The sequence below is a fragment of the Streptomyces sp. AA4 genome (genome assembly GCF_000158875.1).
Lineage (GTDB): Bacteria > Actinomycetota > Actinomycetes > Mycobacteriales > Pseudonocardiaceae > Amycolatopsis.
In genome coordinates this window covers 4205137-4225581 of the sequence record NZ_GG657746.1, presented here as the reverse complement: position 1 = coordinate 4225581, position 20445 = coordinate 4205137, and the positions used below count along the sequence as shown (strand labels likewise).

The window sequence follows — 20445 nt, the reverse complement described above, 5'->3', positions numbered from 1 at the left end:
CCGAGCCCCAGTGGCGCCCGACGATCCGACCCGGCCGTTCGGCCGCATTAGTGGTCTAGACCTTGACGGGTGACTGGTCCAGTCCAATTCTGAGAAGGTTCCGGCCGTGCGCCGCCGCCGCACGGCCCCTTTTTCGGCACTGGAGCCCGCATGCGACGAAGAAGTCACTTGTCACGATTGTCCGCCGTCCTGGCCGCAGCCGCGGCTCCGCTCGGCGTGCTGGTCGCCACCGCGGCGCCCGCGCACGCCGCGACCCCGCTGCCGAACCACGTGTTCGCGCCCTACTTCGAATCCTGGAACGGCCAGAGCCCGGCCGCGATGGCCCAGGAGGCCGGCGTCAAGCACCTGACGATGGCGTTCCTGCAAACCGCCTCCTCGGGTTCGTGCACCGTCCTGTGGAACGGCGACGCCAGCATGCCGGTGTCGGACGCGACGTTCGGCGCGGACTTCCGCACGATCCGCTCGCGCAGCGGCGACGTGATCCCGTCGTTCGGCGGCTACACCGCGGACCACAACGCCACCGAAATCGCCGACAGCTGCACGAACGTCGACCAGATCGCGGCCGCGTACGAATCGCTGATCACCACCTACGACGTGCCGCGCCTGGACATGGACATCGAGGACAACTCGCTGACCAACTCCGCGGGCATCGACCGCCGCAACAAGGCGATCAAGAAGGTCCAGGACTGGGCCGCGGCCAACGGGCGCCAGCTGCAGATCTCGTACACGCTGCCGACCACCACGAGCGGTCTCACCAGCGCGCTGGGCGTGCTGCAGAACGCCGTTTCCAACGGGACCAAGGTCGACGTGGTCAACCTGATGACCTTCGACTACTACGACAACGCCACTCACAACATGGCCCAGGACACCCAGACCGCCGCGGCCGGGCTGGTGTCGCAGCTGGCGTCGCTGTACCCGGACAAGACGCAGCAACAGTTGTGGGGGATGGTCGGCATCACCGAGATGCCGGGCATCGACGACTTCGGCGCGGCCGAAACGTTCACCACCGCGGACGCGGTCACGGTCTACAACTGGGCCGTGTCCAAGGGCATCAACCTGCTGTCGTTCTGGGCGCTCCAGCGCGACAACGGCAGCTGCCCGGGCACCGGCGCGCAGGACACCTGTTCCGGCATCCCGCAGGACAAGTGGTACTTCAGCCACACGTTCGCCCCGTTCACCGGCGGGACCCCGGTGCCGGGCGACGACTTCTCGGTGACGGCCAGCCCGGCCTCGGCCTCGGTCGACCCGGGCGGTTCGGCGACCGGCAAGGTGACCACCGCGGTGACTTCCGGTACGGCGCAACAGGTTTCGCTGTCGGTGAGCGGCGCGCCGGGCGGCGTGACCGCGACGGTCAGCCCGGCCACGGTCAAGGCGGGGGAGAGCGCGAACCTGTCGATCACCACGACCGCGGCCACGCAGCCCGGCGTCTACCCGCTGACGATCACCGGCTCGGTCGCGGGCGGCGGCAGCCACACCGCGACGTACACGCTGACGGTCAACGGAACCAGCCCGACCGGAAGCGTCGTCAACGGCAACTTCGAAACCGGTGCGCTCAGCCCGTGGAGCGGCGGGACGATCGTGTCCTCGCCGGTGCACTCCGGCAGCCACGCACTGCAGGTTTCGCCGACGGCGTCGACCACCGGGGAAGCGGCCCAGAACCTGACGCTCGCGCCGAACCACGCGTACACGCTGACGGCGTGGGTCCAGGGCGGATACGCCTACGCCGGCGTCCGCGGGGGAGCGACGGCCAGCTCGTGGAGCGCGAACTCCAGCTGGACCAAGCTGACGATCCCGTTCACGACCGGCGCGTCCGGCGCGGTGACGGTGTACGTCCACGGCTGGTACGGCCAGAGCCCGATCTACGCCGACGACATTTCGGTGAGCTGACTACTGTATAACGACATATACAGCCGGGCGCTAGGCAAGATTTCCGGCCTAGCGCCCGGCTCGCACCCCCGGTCAAAAAACGCTCAAGAACGGCCGAGGGCCGAGATCAGGCCGCGGTACAGCCAGTACATCGGCTTCGGGGCGTAGTCGTCGGTCAGGATGCCGAAGTTGTCGAACGGGCTGGGGGAGCCGGTGACGTCGTCGCGCAGGGCGAACAGTTCGTAGCTGGCCACGTTTTCCGTGACGCGGTCCTGGTTGATCGCCAGGATTTCCGTGGTGAGCGCGCGGGCTTGGCCGGCTGGCGTGCGGTCGGCGGTGTGGGTCGCCCAGCCGTTCTCCGACACGCGGATCGGCACGTCGCGGCCGAGGCCCGCGATCGGCATCTCCTGGGTGCGGACAGTGTGCAGGGTCTGGTGGACGAACCCGGCGAGGTCGGGCTCCGGCGGGATGCCGGGCAGTCCGGAGTCGGGGTAGAGGTCGACGCCGACGAACCCGACCGAACGGCTGAACTCCGCGCCGCCGAGCTGGGCGAGGTGCTGCCAGAACTGGGTGAACGGCCGGGTGTAGGCGACCTCGTCGAAGCCGATCTGCAGCTTGCCGAATCCTTCGCGGTCCGCTGCCTTCTTGCCCGCGATGACACCCTGCACCAGCGCGTTGTCGCCGTTCGGCTGCGGCACGACGTTCTGTTCGAGGGTCACCGAGATCGTGTCGGCGACCGGACCGTAGCGGCGCACCGTCCTCTCGACGCAGGCCTGCCATTCCGGCATGGTCTGGCCGGAGTAGCCGAGCACGACGTCGAGGCGGCGGCCTGGCGCGAGGTACTGCATCTCGTCGTCCGGGAAGGCGCTGCCGCACCCTAGGTAGTCGCGGAGCAGGAACGTTCTGTGCCCGGATTGCAGCTGTGCCAACGCTTTCCGGATCTCGGCCGGATTGTCGGGTTTGCCGGTGGTGGACCCGCCGCCCGCGTACCCGCCCGGATAGATGCCGAAGGTCAGCGACGTCGGCGCGGCCTCGGCTACGGCCGGGACGAGCATGGTGAGTCCGGCGGTGAGGGCGGCGACGGCGATCCGGATTTTCTTCATGCGATCGAGTATTGGGGTCGGCGGCCGGGAAACCCGATGACGGATGTCATCTTCCGGCCGGGACACTCGTCAGCAATGCGGGAAAGACGTCCTCGGGCGGACGAATCCGCTCCGGGCACGGCACACCGGGGCCGAACACGACGGGTTCGTCGCTGCCGAGGGCGGCGTCGAAGACGGCGGGATCCCATCGGCCCCAAGCGATCGACACCGCGGGCAGCCCGTTGGCGCGGCGGTGGGTGGCGAGGGCGTCGAGGAAGCGGTTGGCCGCAGCGTAGTTCGCTTCGGCCTCGCCGAAGGTTCCGGCGAGGGACGAGAAAAGCACGAACGCGGACAACGGCAGGTGTTCGGTCGCTTGGTGGAGGACCCAGGCGGAGCCGGCCTTCGCGCGCAGGACCGGGTCGAGGGTCTGGGTCGCGGCGAAGGGGTCGTGGAAGACCGCGGCGCAGTGGATGACTGCGGTGAGCGGCGGGGTGCAGGAGGCGAGGAGGCTTTCGACCTGATCCGGGTCGGCGACGTCGATGGCGGCGATGCGGACGTCCGCGTCGAGATCGGTCGGGAGGCGTTCGGCGGCGGGTCCGCTGCGGCTCGCCAGCACAAGGTGCCGGACGCCGTGCTCGGCGACGAGATGTTCGGCCAGCAGGGTGCCGATCCGGCCGGTGCCGCCGGTGACCAGGACGGTGCCGGACGGATCGATCGGCCGGGCGGGGGAGGAGGCGGCGGGCGCGACCCGGAAGCCGTGCGGGACGCCGTCGCGGATGGCGAGCTGGGGTTCGGTGCTGCCGCCGGCCAGGTGGAGGATTTCGGCGGCGGGGGTGGGCCGGTCGACGTCGACCGCGGTGATCTTGGCGGCCGAAGCGGTGAGCTGGCCCCAGACCGCGGCGCTCGCGGGATCGGGATCGGGCCCGGTGGCGTTGGTGGTGACGACGATGAGCCCGTCTTCGCGGTGCTGCAGGGCGCGCCGGGTGTGGGCGGTGAGGGAGTGGAGGTCCGGGCTGGCGGGGATTTCGAGGATTTCCGCGTCGCCGGAACGCGCCGCGACAGGAACCCACCGAGGGCGGTAGAGCAGGGATTCGGCGGGCAGGGCGACCCGCTGGGCGCCGCTGCCGGCGAAGACCTCGTTCCAGGCGACGGGCACCCCCGCGGTGTGCAGCCGGGCGAGTTCGGCGAGAAGGTCTTGGACGGAGGGCGGGGTGAGGTCCAGGACGAGGCTGGTGTCGTCCCGGGGCCGTCTGGTGCCGCGGGCGACGGCTTCCGGGCGGAGGCCCCACGATTCGAGCAGGCAGCACAGGGCGGCTTGGAAAGCGAAAAGCCAGTCCTCGTAGTCGCCCAGCATCGCGTCGAAGGCGTCGGCGAAAAGCGGAAACCGTTGCGAGAACGCAGTTTCTCGACCGGGACAGAGTTTGCTGCCGCGGGAGACGAAGGTCAGCCGGGGACGATCCGGCACGGGGTCGCCGGGGGTTTCGCCGCTCGCGACCGCTTCGAGGGCGCTCCGGTCGCCGGCCGGGACTACAACGCGGAGCGCCAACGGGGGGGCGGGTCGCGAGGGAGTAGGCGAGGTCGAGGTCGGACGCCGGGCTGTCGAGGAGGCCCGCGGCGAGGGCGCGCAGGGCGACGCTGTCGCGCGCGCTGAGCAGCCAGGGCGGAGTGGGGAAGTCCGGGAGGGCAGCGGGTTCTGGCATGGGAGTCTCTTCCGGAAGGACCTGCGCGGGTCGAGGAAGGCCGTCGACAGGCGGGAATGCGCGGTCAGACCGGGAAAGCGCGTCGATGGCTGTCGAAGGCCGGTGAGAATCAGGATTGCGCCGGAATCAGCCGGGGAAACCGCGGTTTCCGCATCGGCGGCAGGCGCGGGGGAGCCGGGTCCGGTCAGCGGCGGCCGGACCGCGTCGGCTCTGTGTCCTGGCATTCCTCGACATATACCGCGCTCAGGCCGGGCCGGGCGGCAGGTTTCCCGTTTGGTCCCCGTTCCGTGCACGCGGTGCCTTCGCCGCTGCTCGGCGGGCAACGATTTCCGCGACCTTCGCGCACGTTTCGTCCGGGTCGAGGAGTTCGGTGTCCAGCACTGTGCACTGTGGACGGAGCGGGAGGTACTCCGCGACGTGGTCGTGGATCCGGTCGAGCACGACCGGTCCGCCCAGTTCGGCCATCGCGTCGGCCGCGGGGTGGTCGCGGGGTGGCCGCCGCGCGCGGTGAACCGGGCCTTCGCCTGCGGACGGGACGCGACGAGCATGATCTCGACGTACTCGCCGCCTGCCGCGCGGGCCGCTTCCTCGAACCGTTCGGCCTGCCCGACTTTGGCCACCAGCTGCGGCATGACGACGTCGCATCCGGCCCGCAGATGGGTTTCCGCCATGGCGAGCGCGAGCCGGCGCGCGGCGGGCAGCGTGTCCCAGAACGCGGTCCGCCAGCCGCCGATCATCGTGATCACCTGGTCGGCGTCGAGATCGAGCACTCCGGGGTGAAGATCGGCGTAGCGCCGCGCGACGGTGGACTTCCCGATGCCGGACGGGCCGTTGAGATGGATCAGTCGGGCCATCCACCCGACTTTAGCGCTCCAGCGGTTGCCAGCGGCCGTCGCGGACGCGCCCGAAGACGACGTCGGCGAAGTGGTTCCCGAAGCCGATCGTGCCTGGCTCGGCGAGTTCGGCGACGAGCTTCCGGCGGTGGCTGGCGGCCTCGGCCGGATCGTGGTCGTACCCGCACGACCAGTCCGGGTTTTCGATCTGGATCGGCGAATGGGCGGCGTCGCCGAACGCGATCAGCCGGTGCTCGCCGGCGGTGATGACGTACTCGGCGTGCCCGGGCGTGTGCCCGGCGGCGAAGCGCACGTGGACGCCGGGAAACACTTCCTGCCCGTCCTCGACCGTGCGGACCCGCGGCGCCATCGCGTCGATCTCGCTGGACGCCTCGCGCTGCGCCCATTCCCGCTCTGCGACCAGGTATTCGGTCTGCGCGAATGCTGGCTCCACCGCCCAGCCGAAGTGGTCGGAGTGCAAATGCGTGAGCGCTACCGCCTCGAGGTCTTCCGGTCGGCGTCCGAGCGCGGCCAGGTTGTCGAGCAGCGCGCCGCCGTACAGCACGCCGTTCGGCGCGCCCGGTTCGGCGGGCACCGACTGCGGCCCGAACCCGGCGTCGATCAGCAGCGCCCGGCCGTCGCGTTCCACCAGGAGCCCGCCGATGCTCGCGACGAGATAGCCGTCGGCGTCCAGGTACTCCGGATGCGCGGCCCAGGTTCCGGCGGTGCTGCCGGGCAGCCACCAGCGCGGATTCCCTTGCACCGCGCCGTCCGGCACGAAGGACACCTTCGTCTCGCCCAAGTGGATGGTCTGGCGCCGCGCGGGCTTGCGCAGCCGGTCGTCGAGCATGGTACGGGTCCCTTCCCTCGGTCTTCCCCGACCATAAGTATCAAGCTAGAAACATTCAAGCTTTAAATATTGAGGCTTGATGGAGTTGCTAGGATGGCGTCATGACGGAATCTCGGGCGGTCGCCGAACGGGAGCTGTGCGGTCTGGTGAACGGGCTGGCGCAGCAGATCGCCGACCACGTCCGCGAGCGCGCGGTGACGCTGGGGCTGACCGCCGCGCAGGCGACGGCGCTGCGAGAGCTGACCGGGCCGATGACCATGCGCGAGCTGGCCGAGCGGATGAGCTGCGAGCCGTCGAACGCCACGTTCGTCGTCGACAAGCTGGAAAAGCAGGGCCTGCTCGAACGCCGGGCGCATCCGACCGACCGGCGCGCGCGGCATCTCGTGCTGACCGCCGAGGGCACGGCGCTGCGCCGGCGGCTGCTCGACCTGCTGACCCGGGATTCGCCGCTGGCCGGGCTCAGCCCGCAGGAGCAGCGGGTGCTGCAGGGGCTTCTGGAGCAAGCGCTCGTGCCGGGCGCAGGCCGTCGAGGATGATCCAGAGATTCCGCCGCCACTGGTCGTCGCTCGGCACGAGGCCGATCGTGTGGTCCGGCGGGATCGCGGTGGCGAGCGCGAACGGGACGTCCCGCCAGTCGACGTCGGCGCGGAGCGTCCCGGCCTTTTGCGCGCGCTCGACCAGCTGACGCATCGCCCGCTGCAGCCGGGTGATCCGGGGCTCCAGGTCAAGCCGTTCGCCGCGGCCGGACAGGGCGTCGTGGAGCCCGCAGCTGGACGCGCGCAGCTGGACGTAGGTCTCAGCGAACTCGGCGAATCCCCGCCACGGGTCGGGGGAGTCGAGCGCGAGTGCGGCGCGGTCGGTCATCTCGTCGATGGTGTCGGCGAGGATCGCGGCGAGGAGAGCGTCCAGGGACGGCACTCGCCGGTACAGCGTGCCGAGGCCGACGCCCGCGCGCTGGGCGAGGTCGCGAGTCGTGAGCGCGAGTCCGAGTTCGTCGAGCGCTTCGCGGGCCGCCGCGACCAGCCGCTCGACGTTGCGCTGCGCGTCGGCTCGCGGGCGGCCTTCGGCGAGCAGTGCGGTGACGGCGGACTCCGGCATTCCCGCAGTCTAAACCAAGCGGGTCAGCTTGTTCCGCTTCTGGTAGCTTGGTGGAACCGGAACATCGTGACCCGCTTAGTGGAGGTGGGGCTTGACCAAGCCGATCGGCGTCGGGATCCTCGGCGCGAACCCGGACCGGGGCTGGGCCGCGCGGGCGCACATTCCGGCGATAGCCGCGTCGCCCGACTTCTCGCTCGCTGCTGTCGCGACCACACGTACCAGCAGCGCGGAAGAGGCGCGAGCCCGTTTCGGGGCCCGGCATGCTTTTACCGACGCTCGCAGTCTCGCCGAGCATCCTGACGTCGACCTGGTTGTCGTCACGGTGAAGGTGCCCGCGCACGTCGAACTGGTGACGGCTGCGCTGGAAGCGGGCAAGCACGTCTACTGCGAGTGGCCCTTGGCGACGACCGCGGAGGAAGCCGCCGCGCTGGCTGCGGCGGGGGAGCGGGCCGGAGTGCGCACGGCGGTCGGTCTGCAGGCGCGGTTCTCGCCAGCTGTCCGCCAGGCCCGCGCGATGCTCTCCGACATCGGCACCGTGCAGTCGGCGACCGTCTACAGCTCGCGCGGCAAGGGAAACATGCGCGACGTCCCCGGTTGGACGGCCTATACCTACGACCGGCGTGCCGGGGCCGGACTGGTCGAAGTCCTCGGCGGGCACGCGCTCGATCTGGTGCAGTACCTGCTCGGGCCGATCCGGGAACTGACCGCCCGGACGGCGATCCGGAACGGCTCGCATCGCGTCGCCGAGACGGGGGAGCGGATCGACGTGACGGCGCCGGACCACTTCCTCGCGCACGCCGAACTCGACAGCGGGGCCGTGGTGTCGGTCCATCTGCACGACGGAGAAGCGGCATTGCCTCGGACGCGCATCGAAATCGCGGGCACCGAGGGGAATCTCGCGCTGACTTCCGCGCCGGAGACCGATCCGTGGGCCGCACAGCTCCAGATCGGCCCGCTGGATCTCCGCTTGGCGCGTCCCGGCAGTCCGGAATGGACGGTGGTCCCGGTGGACGATACCGGCAAGCTGCCCGTCCAGGCCGCGAACGTCGGCCGGGTCTACGACCGGCTGGCCGCGGACCTCCGCGACGGAACCCGGACAGTGCCCGGCTTCGAGGCCGCCCGCCGACTGCACGAACTGCTTTCGACTGTATAACGACCTATACGGCGGGCGATATGAGAAACGGCTGCACCGTAAGACCGCACGCGCCACGTACAGGACACAAAACCAGCTAAAGACGCCAAACGCACGATGGCCGCCCCGAAACCGGGGCGGCCATCGCGGAAAACGAACCTCAGATCAGGCCCAGCTTGCGGACCGCGTCGCGCTCCTCGGCCAGTTCCGCCACGGAGGCGTCGATGCGCGGGCGGGAGAACTCGTCGATCTCCAGGCCCTGCACGATCTCGTACTTGCCGTTCTTCGCGGTGACCGGGAAGGAGGAGATGAGGCCCTCCGGGACGCCGTAGGAGCCGTCGGAGACGACGCCGGCCGAGGTCCAGTCGCCCTCGGGGGTGCCGTTGACCCAGGTGTAGACGTGGTCGATCGCGGCCGACGCGGCCGACGCGGCCGAGGAGAGGCCGCGGGCCTCGATGATCGCGGCGCCGCGCTTGGCGACGGTCGGGATGAAGGTGTCGGCGAGCCACGCCTCGTCGTTGATGGTCTCGGCGACGCTCTTGCCGTTGACCTCGGCGTGCTGCACCGACGGGTACTGCGTGGCCGAGTGGTTGCCCCAGATCGCGACCTTCTTCAGGTCGGTCACGGCGACGCCGAGCTTCTTGGCCAGCTGCGCCAGCGCACGGTTGTGGTCGAGGCGGGTCATCGCGGTGAAGCGCTCGGCGGGCACGTCGGGGGCGTGCTGCTGGGCGATCAGGGCGTTGGTGTTGGCCGGGTTGCCGACCACCAGGACCTTGATGTCGTCGGCCGCGCCGGCGTTGATCGCCTCGCCCTGGGGCTTGAAGATGCCGCCGTTGGCCTCGAGCAGGTCGCCGCGCTCCATGCCCTTGCTGCGCGGGCGGGCACCGACCAGGAGGCCGATGTTCGCGCCGGAGAAGGCCTGCTTCGGGTCGTCGAAGATGTCGATGCCGGCCAGCAGCGGGAACGCGCCGTCGTCCAGCTCCATCGCGGTGCCCTCAGCCGCCTTGACCGCCTGGGGGATCTCCAGGAGCCGCAGCTTCACCGGGGTGTCGGCGCCGAGCAGCTGACCGGACGCGATGCGGAACAGCAGCGCGTAGCCGATCTGGCCGGCCGCACCGGTGACGGTGACGTTGACAGGGGCTTGGGTCATTGCGCTTCTCCAGCTTGAGACGACTTTGGCTAGTACCGAGGATGCTAGCCCTACCGGCGGGCGCCGTCCGGGTGCGTCCAGTCACGGTAGCCAGGATCACGTTCGCCGGGTCCGCCTTAAGTAGTGAGGCGAAGGGCGTAACTCCAGATCACGATCGAGTCGCGGGCCCGCGCGCGTGCGGTGGGCACGGAACCGCCGGGCTTCGGGACGGACGGCGCGGGCGAGCCGGACGGGCGAATCGCGCCGGAAAGCGCGGGGCGGCGGGTAGGCGAATGCGCCGCGCGAACTGTCCTGATTGCCCCGGTTTGGCGGGCCGTTTCCGCCGGATTGACCGGACCACTGCGGGCAGGTGGTTCCGCGTCGTTTATTTTGCACCATTTTTGTTGATTCGTCAATTGTCCATAATAGCTTTTGTCAACGCTTCGTCAATCTGTTGCTGTGCGCAGCTAAGCACGGGCGTTGCTCCATTCAGTGGGACTCGGAGAGTAGTTCGAGCGCTACCCTGTCGAAACCCCCCCGCCCACTCGGAAGTAATGGGAAGGAACCCATGCTTACCACGATGGCCGCTGCCGTGCTGGCCCTTTCTTCGACGATTACCCCGCATTCTTGGCCGCAGAATCCCCCGCCGGACAAAATCATCATCGACGTGGCGACGGTGAACGGGACCGGCTGCCCGCCGGACACGGCCGCCGTTTCGGTTTCCGCGGACAACACCGCGTTCACCGTGACCTACAGCCAATACACCGCGCAGGTCGGCGTCGGCGCGCAGCCGACGGACTTCCGGAAGAACTGCCAGATCGGCCTGCGCGTGCACGTGCCGCAGGGGTTCACGTACGGGATCGCCTCGGCGGACTACCGCGGCTTCGGGCACCTGGAAAAGGGCGCGTACGGCGTGGAGCGCGCGAACTACTATTTCCAGGGGAACTCTCCGACCGCGTTCGTGACGCATCGGCTCGACGGTTTCTACGACAATGACTGGCAGTTCTCGGATTCGACGGACGTCGACGCGATTATCTACGAGCCGTGCGGCCAGGAGCGGAACCTGAACATCAACACGGAATTGCGGACGTATGCCGGGAGTTCGGATCCGGCGAAGACGACGAGCTTCCTGACGATGGACTCCACGGACGGCAGCGTCCAGACGGTTTACCACTTCGCCTGGAAGACCTGCCCGGACGTCCGGTAACCGCGAACTCGGACCCGTGAGCGCTTCCTCGGGCGCTCACGGGTCCGTCCGCGTCACGTTTTCCGCGAGCCGGGTGAGCAATGCGGCCAGGGTCGCGATCTCGTCGTCGGTGAATCCGCGGCGCATCCGTTTGTCGTGCGCGATCGCCGCGTCGGCGAGACGGTGGAAGGTGCGCTCGCCGTGGTCGGTCAGCTCGACCTGGTGCACGCGCCGGTTTTCCGGGTCGCGGGTGCGGGTGAGCAGGCCGGCGGTTTCCATGCCGTTGAGGTGGTGGGTGAGCGTCGCGCCCTGGATGCCGACGGCGTCGGCGAGTTCGCGCTGGCTCGCGTGCTGCCGGGTTTTGAGCGCGATGAGGATCTGCCAGACCGGTTGCGATCCGCCGACCTCGGCCAGCGCGCGGTCGAACGCCTGGCCCGCGGTCTTGGCGGTGCGGGCGAGGAGGACGCCGAGCGGCGGGGTGGCGGGTCGGGGCACGGGGAGGACGGTACCGCAGGATGCTCGAAAGCTAACCGTTTGACGACGAACGATTAGATCTCTAACGTTTATGGTGTCTCATCGAACGGCGCTGGAGGGAATCATGGACGTTGCGGAGATCTCCGAACTCGGCAAACGCTGGGCCGCGGCGGAGGTCGCGGGCGATACCGGCACGCTCGGCGGCCTGGTCGCCGACGGGTTCCGGCTCGTCGGGCCGCTCGGCTTCGTGCTCGACCGGGAGCAGTGGCTGGGCCGCTATGAGTCCGGCGCGCTGGCGACGCAGCGGCTCGACTGGCGCGACGTCGAGGTGCGCGTCCACGGCGACACGGCGATCGCGATCGGCGTGCAGGACCAGGAAGCGACCCATCAGGGCAACCGCGTCGACGGCACGTTCCGGGCGACGCACGTGCTCGTCCGCGGCGAGGACGGTTGGCGGATCGCCGGGATGCACCTCAGTCCGATGGGGGCCCCGCCTGCTTTCGCGCGCTGATCCGGCGGGTCGCGGCGCGGGAGGAACCGGTGCGCGCGAAGACTGGTGGGCCGGTGGTGCGGTTCAGGGTTTGTGCCACAGGTGGACGGTGGTGTCCGCCGTCGAACCGGACGTGGTGGCGACGGTTTTCCCGTCCGGGCTGACGGAGAGCGCGGCGATTCCGGGCAGGCCCGCGCCCTCCTGTTTCCCGTCGAGACGGAGGACGACGAGGGTGCCCGCCGAGAGCGCGAGCAGGTGCTGATCGTCCAGACCGGGCAGGACGAAGGTCAACCAGACCGTCCCGTTGCCCTGGTCGATCTGCGTGGGGGCCAGCGTGAAGCCCGGCCGGAGTTCCTTGTGCGCGGCGGTGTCCCACTGGTGCACTTTCGCCGGTTCGCGGGCGTCCCCGCTGGTGGTGATCAGTGTCCGGCCGTCCGGTCGGAAGGCGAAGCAGCAGAGCCGGTCGTTCTCGGCCATGGTGATCGGATCGCCCTCCGCTTTGAGCGAAGCCGTGTCCCACAGGCTGACCTGGCCGCGGTGGTCGAAGTGGCCGTCCCACTGGTACACGGCGAGCGTGCGTCCGTCGGGGCTGAACCCGTGTTGGCGGAAGGTGCTCGACGTGGCGATGCTGCCGACACGGGTGTGGTCGGCGACCCGCCACAGCTCGATCCGCTGCGGGGAGGCCATCGGCACCGCGACGAGGCTGCCGTCGGGGCTGAGCGACGGCCAGCTTCCGTTGACGTCGACGCCTTCGAGCACCAGCGGCGCGCCGGTTTCCTTGCCGGTCCGCGCCTCCCAGGTTTGGACGGTGAGCTGCGTGCTTTTCATCCGTGCGGCGACGAAGGAGACCCCGTCGAGACTGAACGCCCGCTCGGCCGGGACAGCGTCGGGGAAGGGGCCGAGGCGACGGCCGACCGGCTTGCGCGTGTCGACGTCCAGGATCTCCATGCTGAAGTCGGCGTTCACCGTGGCGAGCAGTCGTCCGTCGTGGTTGAACTGGATGACCTGCGGATGTCCGCGGGCGACGAGGAAGCCGGATTCGACGAGCGGCGGCTGCGGTGCGGGCGGGAGCGCGTCGGGTGCGGGCGGGCCCGGCCAGGCGATCCAGGCGGCGAGTCCGAGGATCGCCAGGGCGAGTGCGCCGATCAGCATCCGCCGCCGTGAGAGCGGGCGCGGCGGGGTCTCTGGTGTGTCGGCGATCTGGTAGATCACCGGGTCGGTCTTGTCCGGTATCGGCTGGCCGTCGAGGAATTCGGCGAGTTGGGCCGTGCGTTCGGCGATGAGCTGCTCGACGGCGGGCGGCCACGGAGCCGTGTCCGAGCCGAGTGCTTCGAGCAGTTGGGCGGCGGTGGGCCGGTCGGCCGGGTTTTCCGCGAGGCACGGGCGGAGCGGCTCGGGAAGCGGGGTGTCCGCGGCGAGAAGGGCACCGAGGGCGAGCAAGTCGTCGGCCGGGTCGGTGCCGGTCGCGCGGGGGACGAGCCGTGCCCCGGTGCTGGTGAGCCGGACGTGGGAGCGGTCGAGGTTTCCGTGGGCCAGTCCGGCGCTGTGGAGCTGAGTCAGGTCGGCCGCTATCCCGGCGGCCAGCCGGAGCACCACCGGTTCGGGCAGCGGCGCGGGCACGGCCCGCAGAGCGGGTCCGGGATGGAATTCCGAAGCGCGCCAGGGCATGGAGGCGTCCGGGTCGGCTTCGAACACCGCGCTCAAGGCGGCCGTTTCGGCGCGGAACCCGGTGTCCTCGCCGGTGAGCGGGAGCGTGAGCGCGACCAGCCGGTCGTCCGGTCCGCCGCCGAGCAGGACCCGGGTCGTGTCGTCCCGCGCGAGTTCCGCGAGCACGCGGTACTGCCCGAGCCAGAGCGGGTCGTCGACCGCGGGTCTTCGCATCAGCTGCCTCCCCAGTAGCTGTCCGAGAAGAAGGATCTTGCCAGGTTTGCGGCCGGGGAAGGTACGAGCGGGCAGAATCCGTTGTCGCCGCAGGCAGTACCGGGCCGGGGAGTGCTTGAATGCGATCATGGTCGCACTTCGCACTCTTGGCTCTTCCGATCTCGCCGTCTCCCCGCTGTGCCTCGGCGGGAACGTGTTCGGCTGGACCGCCGACGAAGCGGCTTCGTTCGCGGTGCTGGACGCCTATGCCGAGGCGGGCGGCAACTTCCTCGACACGTCCGATTCGTACATGTATCACTTCCCGGGCAACGAAGCCGGGCAGTCCGAGCGGATCCTCGGCAAGTGGCTCGCCGCGCGCGGGAACCGGGACGACGTGGTCGTGGCGACGAAGGTCGGCGACCACCCGCAGTTCAAGGGGCTGGCGCCGGCGAACATCAAGGCCGCGGCCGAGGAATCGCTGCGGCGGCTGGGGATCGAGCGGATCGATCTGTACTACACGCATTTCGACGACGAATCCGTGCCGGTCGGGGACATCGTCGCGGCGCTGGACGAGCTGGTGAGGGAGGGCAAGGTCCGCGCGATCGGGACGTCGAACATCAGCCCGGAGCGGCTGGCCGCGTCGCTGGAGTTCTCCGACCGCGAGGGGCTGGCGAAGTACGTCACGCTGCAGCCGAAGTACAACCTCGTCGCGCGGGAGTACGAGAGCGAGCGGCGGCGGATCGTGGAGCGGCACGGGCTGGCCTGCGTGCCGTATTTCGGTCTCGCGTCGGGGTTCCTGACCGGCAAGTACCGGCCCGGCCAGCAGGTGGACAGCATCCGCGATCTGCCCGGGCTCGCCGGGGGATACGCGGACACCGAGCACGGCGTCAAGGTGCTCGCGGCGCTGGAGGAGGTCGCGAAGGCGCGCGGCGCGGAGATGGCGACGGTCGCGTTGGCGTGGCTCGCGCAGCAGCCGACGGTGGCCGCACCGATCGCGTCCGCGCGCACGGTCGAGCAGGTTCCCGCGCTGGTCGCGATGCACGACGTGGAGCTGAGCGACGCCGAGCTGCGGATCCTCGACGCCGCCTCCACCTAAATCAGCTGTGCCGCGGCGGGTCCTGCGCCCCGACGCCCAGCACGCGGCCCAGCGCGATCAGCCCCTCGTCGAGGTGGCTCAGGCTGGACAGCACCGCGCGGGTCTCGGCCTCGTCGACCCGGTCGGCGACCGGGGTGCCGTCGTCGCGGACGAGTTTGCGCGTGCGCGTGCTGCCCGGGTTGCTGACCGACTCGTGCACGAGGTCGACGTTCGCGATGATCCGGCCGGCGAACTGGTCCAGGCGCTCCGAGACCGGGCCGGCGAGCTGGCCGGGCTGCGCGCGGGCGGCCACGTGCCGGGCGCGGAAGGCGATGCCCTCCAGCGTGGTCAGGACGTGCCAGCCGTAGTCGCGGCGGGCGCTGCGCAGGTTGATCGGGTGGGTGAGCGGTTCGATGGTGAGCCGCACCTGCTCGACCGCGCGGTCGAGGTCGCGGGACATCTCGATGATGTTCACGTTCTCGCGGCCGGACAGCAGCGTCGCGGCCGACTCGATGAACTCGTGCAGTTCGTCGAGCGCGACCGCGATGTCGTCGAGCATCACCGCGCGCGTGCGGACCGGCAGCACGACCACGGCGGCGAGCAGCCCGCACGCCGCGCCGACCGCGGTTTCGGCGACCCGGATCCACAGCACCTCGATGCTGAAGGTGCCGAGCAGGCTGTAGAGCAATCCCAGCATGCTCGTCACGAAGAACGCCATCAGGAACTGCGAGACCCGCGCGGTGTAGACCATGCCGAACACGCAGACCAGCAGCAACGCGAGGATCGCCGGGGTGTTGCCGCTGACCAGCAGCGCCAGCGCGACGCCGCCGACGATGCCCAGCAGCGTCCCGCCGGTGCGGCGCATCCCTTTCACGAACCGCGCGCCCGCGCTGGACGTGCCGATGAACACGACGAACACCGTCAGCACCGCCCAGTACCAGCGCTGCGGCGAGATCAGCTGCCCGGCCAGCACGGCGAGCCCGCCGCCGAGCACGGCCTGGATCGCGCCGCGGGTCTGATTGTCGTAGGCGAACGCCTTGGTCGGCTCGTCTTCCTCGTCCTCTTCGGCCGGGAAGTCCGCTCCTGCCTGGCGGCTCGCGATCCGCTGCGCCCGGTCGTCCGCGACGGCCAGTTCGGCGATCGCGCGGCGGACGCCGTCGCCGGGGTGCGCGCGCTCGTCGATCCGGCTGCCTTCCACGAGCATCCGGCTGTACTCGCCGGTCTCGCTGATCAGCGGCAGGTCGCGCGGGTCGCGTTCCATCAGCGACCGGAACCGGGCGAGCCGGGCCACCAGATCGTCGGCGACGCCCTCGGGCAGCGGCTGCGAGCACGTCCGCCGCACGGTGATCACCAGCCACTGCACGGCCAGTTCGACCTCGATCACCCGGCGGCGCAGCTGGTCCGCGCGCCGGTCGTCGACCACGTCGGGCGCGTGGTCCTCGATCAGGAGGACCACCTCGTGCAGCCGCTCCACCGACGTGCGGATCTGCCGGTTGCTGCGGTCCGAACCGCCGGACGAGATGTACGCCTCGGTCGCCCGCACCGCCGCGCCGAGCCGGGCGCGGAACGCCTGCCGGTAGCGGATCAGTTCGCTTTCGGCGTTGCGGCGCAAGAGAAGGAACCGCACGACCGCGTTCGCGGCGACGCCGACCGTCAGCGCGATCAGCAGGTGCGGCACCTGCGCGAGGTGCGCCTGCAGGAACATCGGGAAGAAGAACAGGAAGAACGCCATCGACCCGAGCGCGGTGCCGCGCGCGCCGAACCGCTGCACGTACACCGCGACGAAGATCAGCAGCACGAACACGATGCTGTCGAGGGGCGCGTAGGCGGAACCGAAACAGGCCGCGGTGATGGACGCGGCCCCCACCAGCAATGCGAGCAGAAGCGTGACGGCCTGGCCGCCGCTGGTGGCGTCGTTGACGGTGAACGCGCTCATCATCGCCGCGATGGCCGCGACGAGCGTGGTGGTGAGCGGGAAATGCAGCGGCTGCAGCGCGAGGACCGCGAGCACGATGCCGAGGACCGCCGACGCGGCCAGCCGCAGCCGGACGAGACCGGGGTCGGCTGCCGCCAGCCGGTCGAGGAAGGCGTTGCGTACGTCGGTGATCATCGGGCCAGCAGCTCCCACTGGGCGAGGGCGACGCGCCGCCGGGTCGAGGCGCGGACCCGCAGCCGGTAGTGCCGGCACGCGGCGGGATCGGCGAGCACGAACGGCCGGGTCTGGCGCCGCCAGCGGAACAGCTCGCCGGAGCGTTCGTCCAGGGTCCGCCACTGCTGGCCGTCGTCGGAGCCTTCGAGCACCCAGTCCCGCGGGTCGCCCGCGCTGCTGCCGGAGGTGAGCGTGTAGAGGACGACCTCGCGCGGCTCGCCTTCGGCAGTGAAGGCGATGGTCGGCCTCGGCGTGCGGAATACCGCCTGGGTGCGGCTCGTGTTGTCCGACAGGGCGCGGTGCGTGGTCCCGGGGAGATCGCGCAGCGGCGCGGGGGCGACCGGGGTGACCGGTTCGCTGCCCCAGCCGCCGGGCTCGGCGCGGACGTCGAACTCCAGCACCGCGCCGCGGGCGAGGACCGCGTGCGCGAGGGTGGCCGAAGGGTGCGGTTCGCCGTCGACCGTCAGGCCGTGCACGTACGGCGTGTCGGCCTCGCTGTCGGCGGTCGCGGCGCGGGGTGCTCGGATCACCAGGTCCTTTCCGTTCTCGAGGTGCACGGTGGCGGAGCGGAACAGCGGCGCGCACACCGCGTACCGCGGGCTGCCGACGGCCAGCGGGTAGAGGCCGAGGGCGGTGAAGACATACCAGGCCGACATTTCCCCGTTGTCCTCGTCCCCGGGATAGCCCTGGCCGAGTTCGCTCCCGAGGTACAGCCGGCGCAGCACCTCGCGGACGGTCCGCTGGAGTTTCGCCTGCGCCCCGGCGAAGGCGTAGCCGAACGGGATGTGGTGCGAGGGCTGGTTGGAATGCCCGTACTGGCCCATCCGGACGTCGCGGGCCTCGGTCATCTCGTGGATCCGGCCGCCCTGGCCGGTCTCCGGGGTGCGGAAGAACTCGTCGAGTTTCGCTTCGAGACCCGCCGGGCCGCCGTGGAGGGCGGCGAGACCGGGACCGTCGTGCGGCACGGAGAACGCGGTGTTCCAGGCGTTGGTCTCGACGTAGTCCGGGCCCCATGCGGTCGGATCGAATCCGGCGGCGGGATGCCGCCAGCCGCCGTCGAGGGTGCGGCCCTGGAAGAAGCCGATCCGGGCGTCGAAGTGGTTGGCGTAGTGCTGGGCGCGCTGGCGGAAGTAGACGGCGTTGTCGGCGAACCGGCGGGCCCGCGCGCCGCTGCTTTCCCGGGCGAGCGCGTCGGACAGGTTGGCGAGGCCGAAGTCGTTGAGACAGCCTTCGAGCGCCCAGGACAGGCCGCCGCGCGTCGAGGTCGGCGTGTAGCCGAGGAACACGGAGCGGTCGAGGCCCTTGCGGCCCACGCCCTTGCGCGGCGGGGCGACGGTGGCGTTCTTGAGCGCGGCGTCGTAGGCGGCCTCGACGTCGAAGTTCGTGACGCCCTTCAGGTACGCGTCGGCGAAGGCGACGTCGGAGCTGGTGCCGGTCATCAGGTCGGCGTAGCCGGGGGAGGACCAGCGGGCGATCCAGCCGCCTTCGCGGTACTGCTGCACGAAACCGTCGATCATCCGGCCGCACTGGCGCGGCGCGAGCAGCGCGTACGCGGGCCAGGCGGTGCGGTAGGTGTCCCAGAAGCCGTTGTTGACGTACAACTCGCCGTCCACGACCTTCGCGCCGGTGCGCCGCCGCGTGCTCGGCCGGTAACTCCGCACGACCGGGCTCGCGTGCCGGATGCCTCGCGGCGTGTTCTCGTGCGCGACGTTCGGATACAGGAACAAGCGATAGAGGCACGAGTAGAAGGTGGTCAGCTCGTCCTCGGACGCGCCTTCCAGTTCGACCCGGCCGAGCACCTCCTGCCAGCGTTCCCGCGCCTGGCCTCGCACCCGGTCGAACATCGTGCCCGCCGGGATTTCCAGCGCCAGGTTGCGTTTCGCCTGCGCGAGGCTGATCAGCGACGTCGCGATCCGCAGCGTGACCTCGGGGACGGAGAACTCCAGGCTCCCGGTCACCGTCCGCCAGAACGGCCGCCGGATCCGCCCGCCGCCGGACGGCCGCTGGTCCGCTTCGGCGTAGACGAACATCCGCCGCGCGCCGGTCGACAGCCCGCTCCGCACCCGCGTGTGCCCGGTGACGATCCCGCGCGCGGCGTCGATCCGGAGACCGCCGCGGTTGCGGGCGTTGTCGAACAGCACCCAGCCCCGGCCGTCCGGGAAGCCGAAGCGGAACATCGCCGCGTGCTCGGACGGCGCGACGTCGGCGGTGATTCCGCCGCGGAACCGGACGCCGTAGTGGTGCGGCCGGTCGGTCTCGTCGGCGTGGCTGAACGCCAGCGACCGCCGTCCGCGGTCCGGCTCGACCGGGCCGGCGCCGGGCATCAGGTGGAAGGTGTGCCGGTCGCCCATCCACGGGCTCGGCTGGTGGCTGAGCCCGAACGCCTGCAACCGCGGCTCGTTCCGCGCGTCGTTGTGCCGGTGGTAGGAGTAGAACCAGTTCAGCGCCCGCGCGTCGGTGACCGGGGTCCAGAAATTGAAGCCGTGCGGGACCGCGGTGGCGGGGAAGGTGTTGCCGCGCGAGAATTCGCCGCTGGAATGCGTGCCGCGCGTCGTGCGGACCCAGTCGACCGGGTGCTTGCGCTCCGTCGGACGCTCGGCGATCCGGACGTCGTCCAGCCAGCCCGTCCCGTCGCCGTCGAAGGCGGTCGTCAGCAGGATCCGCCGCACCCGCCGTCCGGCGAACGCGCCCAGCGGCCGCCGCACGAGGTTCCACTGGTCGACGTAGAGGTTCTTCGGCTCGGGCGCGAACCCGGCGCGGCTGCCGTCGTCGAACTCGACGTCGAGCGCGACGTGCGTGCTGCGGTAGGTCGGCACCGGACCGTCGGACGCCGGGAAGACCACATACGACAGTGCACTGTGGCCGGTGACCGGAATGTCCACCTCGAACAGCACGGCCGTCGGCCCGGCCTGGTAGCGCAACGCTTTCGCGCCGGTGAACCCGACGCCCGTCTTCGCCGTCGGAGACCGGCGCGGCCCGCTGTCCACCCGGAGCCCGGAAGCGACCGGCTGCGGATCGCCCGCTTCGAACGAGGAGAAGAACGCAGCCGTGGTCACGGCCCCACGGTAATCGCTCCCGCGCCGGCCGTGCCGGATCAGCTCACGGTGAGCCGGATCAACCCCGCGTCAGTGGAGGTGAACCCGCACGAGTCGAAGTAGAACGGGCGCAGATGCGGTTCGAAGTCCACGTGCAGCCACTCGCAGCCCGCGTCCCGGGCGGCGTCCCGCGCGCGCCGGACCAGTTCGCTGCCGATGCCGCGGTGCTGCCAGTCCGCGTGCACCTTCGGGTCGAGCAGGAACGCGTGGTCCGCGCCGTCCCACGCCAGGTTCGCGAACCCGACCAGCACGTCGCCTTCGTGCGCGCTGACCCAGCCGAGACTGTGCCGTTTCGCCCGGTCCCACCAGCCGGGTTCCGCGTTACCGCCGTGCGCTTCGGTGAGCGCGACGAGCTGCGCGTCGGTGAGGTCGGCGCGCCAGGAGTAGTTGATCTTCATCACCCGACGCTCTCACGCCCCGCGACCG

General features: G+C 70.5%; 17 protein-coding genes and 1 pseudogene. 6 read left to right on the top strand and 12 right to left on the bottom strand.

The window, feature by feature from the left end; all coding sequences use genetic code 11:
* The first annotated feature begins 150 nt into the window (after positions 1-150).
* The gene (locus tag SSMG_RS19395; protein ID WP_050788224.1) at positions 151-1887 is read left to right on the top strand and encodes a glycosyl hydrolase family 18 protein; all 1737 of its coding nucleotides are present in this window, start codon (positions 151-153) and stop codon (positions 1885-1887) included.
* An 83-nt stretch (positions 1888-1970) separates the two neighbouring features.
* Here SSMG_RS19395 and SSMG_RS19390 read toward each other — a convergent pair whose 3' ends face one another.
* The 5 genes and pseudogenes from SSMG_RS19390 to SSMG_RS19370 form a co-directional block, all read right to left on the bottom strand.
* Positions 1971-2969 (bottom strand): hypothetical protein, encoded by a 999-nt coding sequence (locus SSMG_RS19390; RefSeq protein WP_037714218.1) that lies wholly within the window; start codon positions 2967-2969, stop codon positions 1971-1973.
* Positions 2970-3015: 46 nt separating this feature from the next.
* A complete protein-coding gene (locus SSMG_RS47020; RefSeq protein ID WP_234392852.1) occupies positions 3016-4413 on the bottom strand; it encodes a KR domain-containing protein in 1398 nt (465 codons plus the stop codon).
* A gap of 478 nt (positions 4414-4891) precedes the next feature.
* Entirely contained in the window at positions 4892-5089 is a 198-nt protein-coding gene (locus SSMG_RS47015; protein ID WP_234392850.1) for a hypothetical protein, read from the bottom strand.
* A 110-nt stretch (positions 5090-5199) separates the two neighbouring features.
* Positions 5200-5502, bottom strand: a pseudogene (locus SSMG_RS47690) (AAA family ATPase); the annotation flags it as partial.
* Positions 5503-5512: 10 nt separating this feature from the next.
* Entirely contained in the window at positions 5513-6331 is an 819-nt protein-coding gene (locus SSMG_RS19370) for an MBL fold metallo-hydrolase (RefSeq protein ID WP_009078670.1), read from the bottom strand.
* A gap of 101 nt (positions 6332-6432) precedes the next feature.
* On the opposite strand from SSMG_RS19370, the gene SSMG_RS19365 reads away from it, so the two are divergent.
* On the top strand, positions 6433-6867 hold the full coding sequence (locus SSMG_RS19365) for a MarR family winged helix-turn-helix transcriptional regulator (protein WP_009078669.1): 435 nt from the start codon (positions 6433-6435) through the stop codon (positions 6865-6867).
* Here SSMG_RS19365 and SSMG_RS19360 read toward each other — a convergent pair.
* Positions 6791-7429, bottom strand: a complete 639-nt coding sequence (locus SSMG_RS19360; RefSeq protein ID WP_009078666.1) for a TetR/AcrR family transcriptional regulator — start codon at positions 7427-7429, stop codon at positions 6791-6793. The genes SSMG_RS19365 and SSMG_RS19360 overlap by 77 nt on opposite strands.
* Before the next feature lie 91 nt (positions 7430-7520).
* Here SSMG_RS19360 and SSMG_RS19355 point away from each other — a divergent pair, with 91 nt between their 5' ends.
* Entirely contained in the window at positions 7521-8582 is a 1062-nt protein-coding gene (locus tag SSMG_RS19355) for a Gfo/Idh/MocA family protein (RefSeq protein WP_009078664.1), read from the top strand.
* A gap of 139 nt (positions 8583-8721) precedes the next feature.
* Here SSMG_RS19355 and SSMG_RS19350 read toward each other — a convergent pair whose 3' ends face one another.
* Positions 8722-9711 carry a malate dehydrogenase gene (locus tag SSMG_RS19350; RefSeq protein ID WP_009078662.1) on the bottom strand — a complete coding sequence of 330 codons (990 nt, stop codon included), beginning with the start codon at positions 9709-9711 and terminating at the stop codon, positions 8722-8724.
* Between the two features lie 559 nt (positions 9712-10270).
* On the opposite strand from SSMG_RS19350, the gene SSMG_RS19345 reads away from it, so the two are divergent.
* The gene (locus SSMG_RS19345) at positions 10271-10897 is read left to right on the top strand and encodes a DUF4360 domain-containing protein (RefSeq protein WP_286157058.1); all 627 of its coding nucleotides are present in this window, start codon (positions 10271-10273) and stop codon (positions 10895-10897) included.
* Between the two features lie 36 nt (positions 10898-10933).
* Here SSMG_RS19345 and SSMG_RS19340 read toward each other — a convergent pair whose 3' ends face one another.
* Positions 10934-11371 carry a MarR family winged helix-turn-helix transcriptional regulator gene (locus SSMG_RS19340; RefSeq protein WP_009078658.1) on the bottom strand — a complete coding sequence of 146 codons (438 nt, stop codon included), beginning with the start codon at positions 11369-11371 and terminating at the stop codon, positions 10934-10936.
* A gap of 103 nt (positions 11372-11474) precedes the next feature.
* Here SSMG_RS19340 and SSMG_RS19335 point away from each other — a divergent pair, with 103 nt between their 5' ends.
* A complete protein-coding gene (locus SSMG_RS19335; protein WP_050788223.1) occupies positions 11475-11861 on the top strand; it encodes a nuclear transport factor 2 family protein in 387 nt (128 codons plus the stop codon).
* Between the two features lie 63 nt (positions 11862-11924).
* On the opposite strand, the gene SSMG_RS19330 is transcribed toward SSMG_RS19335, so the two are convergent.
* Positions 11925-13721, bottom strand: a complete 1797-nt coding sequence (locus tag SSMG_RS19330; RefSeq protein ID WP_037714208.1) for a hypothetical protein — start codon at positions 13719-13721, stop codon at positions 11925-11927.
* 127 nt (positions 13722-13848) lie between these two features.
* On the opposite strand from SSMG_RS19330, the gene SSMG_RS19325 reads away from it, so the two are divergent.
* A complete protein-coding gene (locus tag SSMG_RS19325) occupies positions 13849-14796 on the top strand; it encodes an aldo/keto reductase (RefSeq protein WP_009078654.1) in 948 nt (315 codons plus the stop codon).
* A gap of 1 nt (position 14797) precedes the next feature.
* On the opposite strand, the gene SSMG_RS19320 is transcribed toward SSMG_RS19325, so the two are convergent.
* Genes SSMG_RS19320 through SSMG_RS19310 form a run of 3 tightly spaced genes read right to left on the bottom strand, consistent with a single transcriptional unit; the run spans position 14798 to position 20417 of the window.
* The gene (locus SSMG_RS19320) at positions 14798-16885 is read right to left on the bottom strand and encodes an FUSC family protein (RefSeq protein WP_009078650.1); all 2088 of its coding nucleotides are present in this window, start codon (positions 16883-16885) and stop codon (positions 14798-14800) included.
* Positions 16882-19980 carry a GH92 family glycosyl hydrolase gene (locus SSMG_RS19315; RefSeq protein ID WP_037714206.1) on the bottom strand — a complete coding sequence of 1033 codons (3099 nt, stop codon included), beginning with the start codon at positions 19978-19980 and terminating at the stop codon, positions 16882-16884. Before SSMG_RS19315 ends, SSMG_RS19320 begins: the two co-directional genes overlap by 4 nt.
* 38 nt (positions 19981-20018) lie before the next feature.
* Positions 20019-20417 carry a GNAT family N-acetyltransferase gene (locus tag SSMG_RS19310; RefSeq protein WP_009078646.1) on the bottom strand — a complete coding sequence of 133 codons (399 nt, stop codon included), beginning with the start codon at positions 20415-20417 and terminating at the stop codon, positions 20019-20021.
* Positions 20418-20445: the final 28 nt, after the last annotated feature.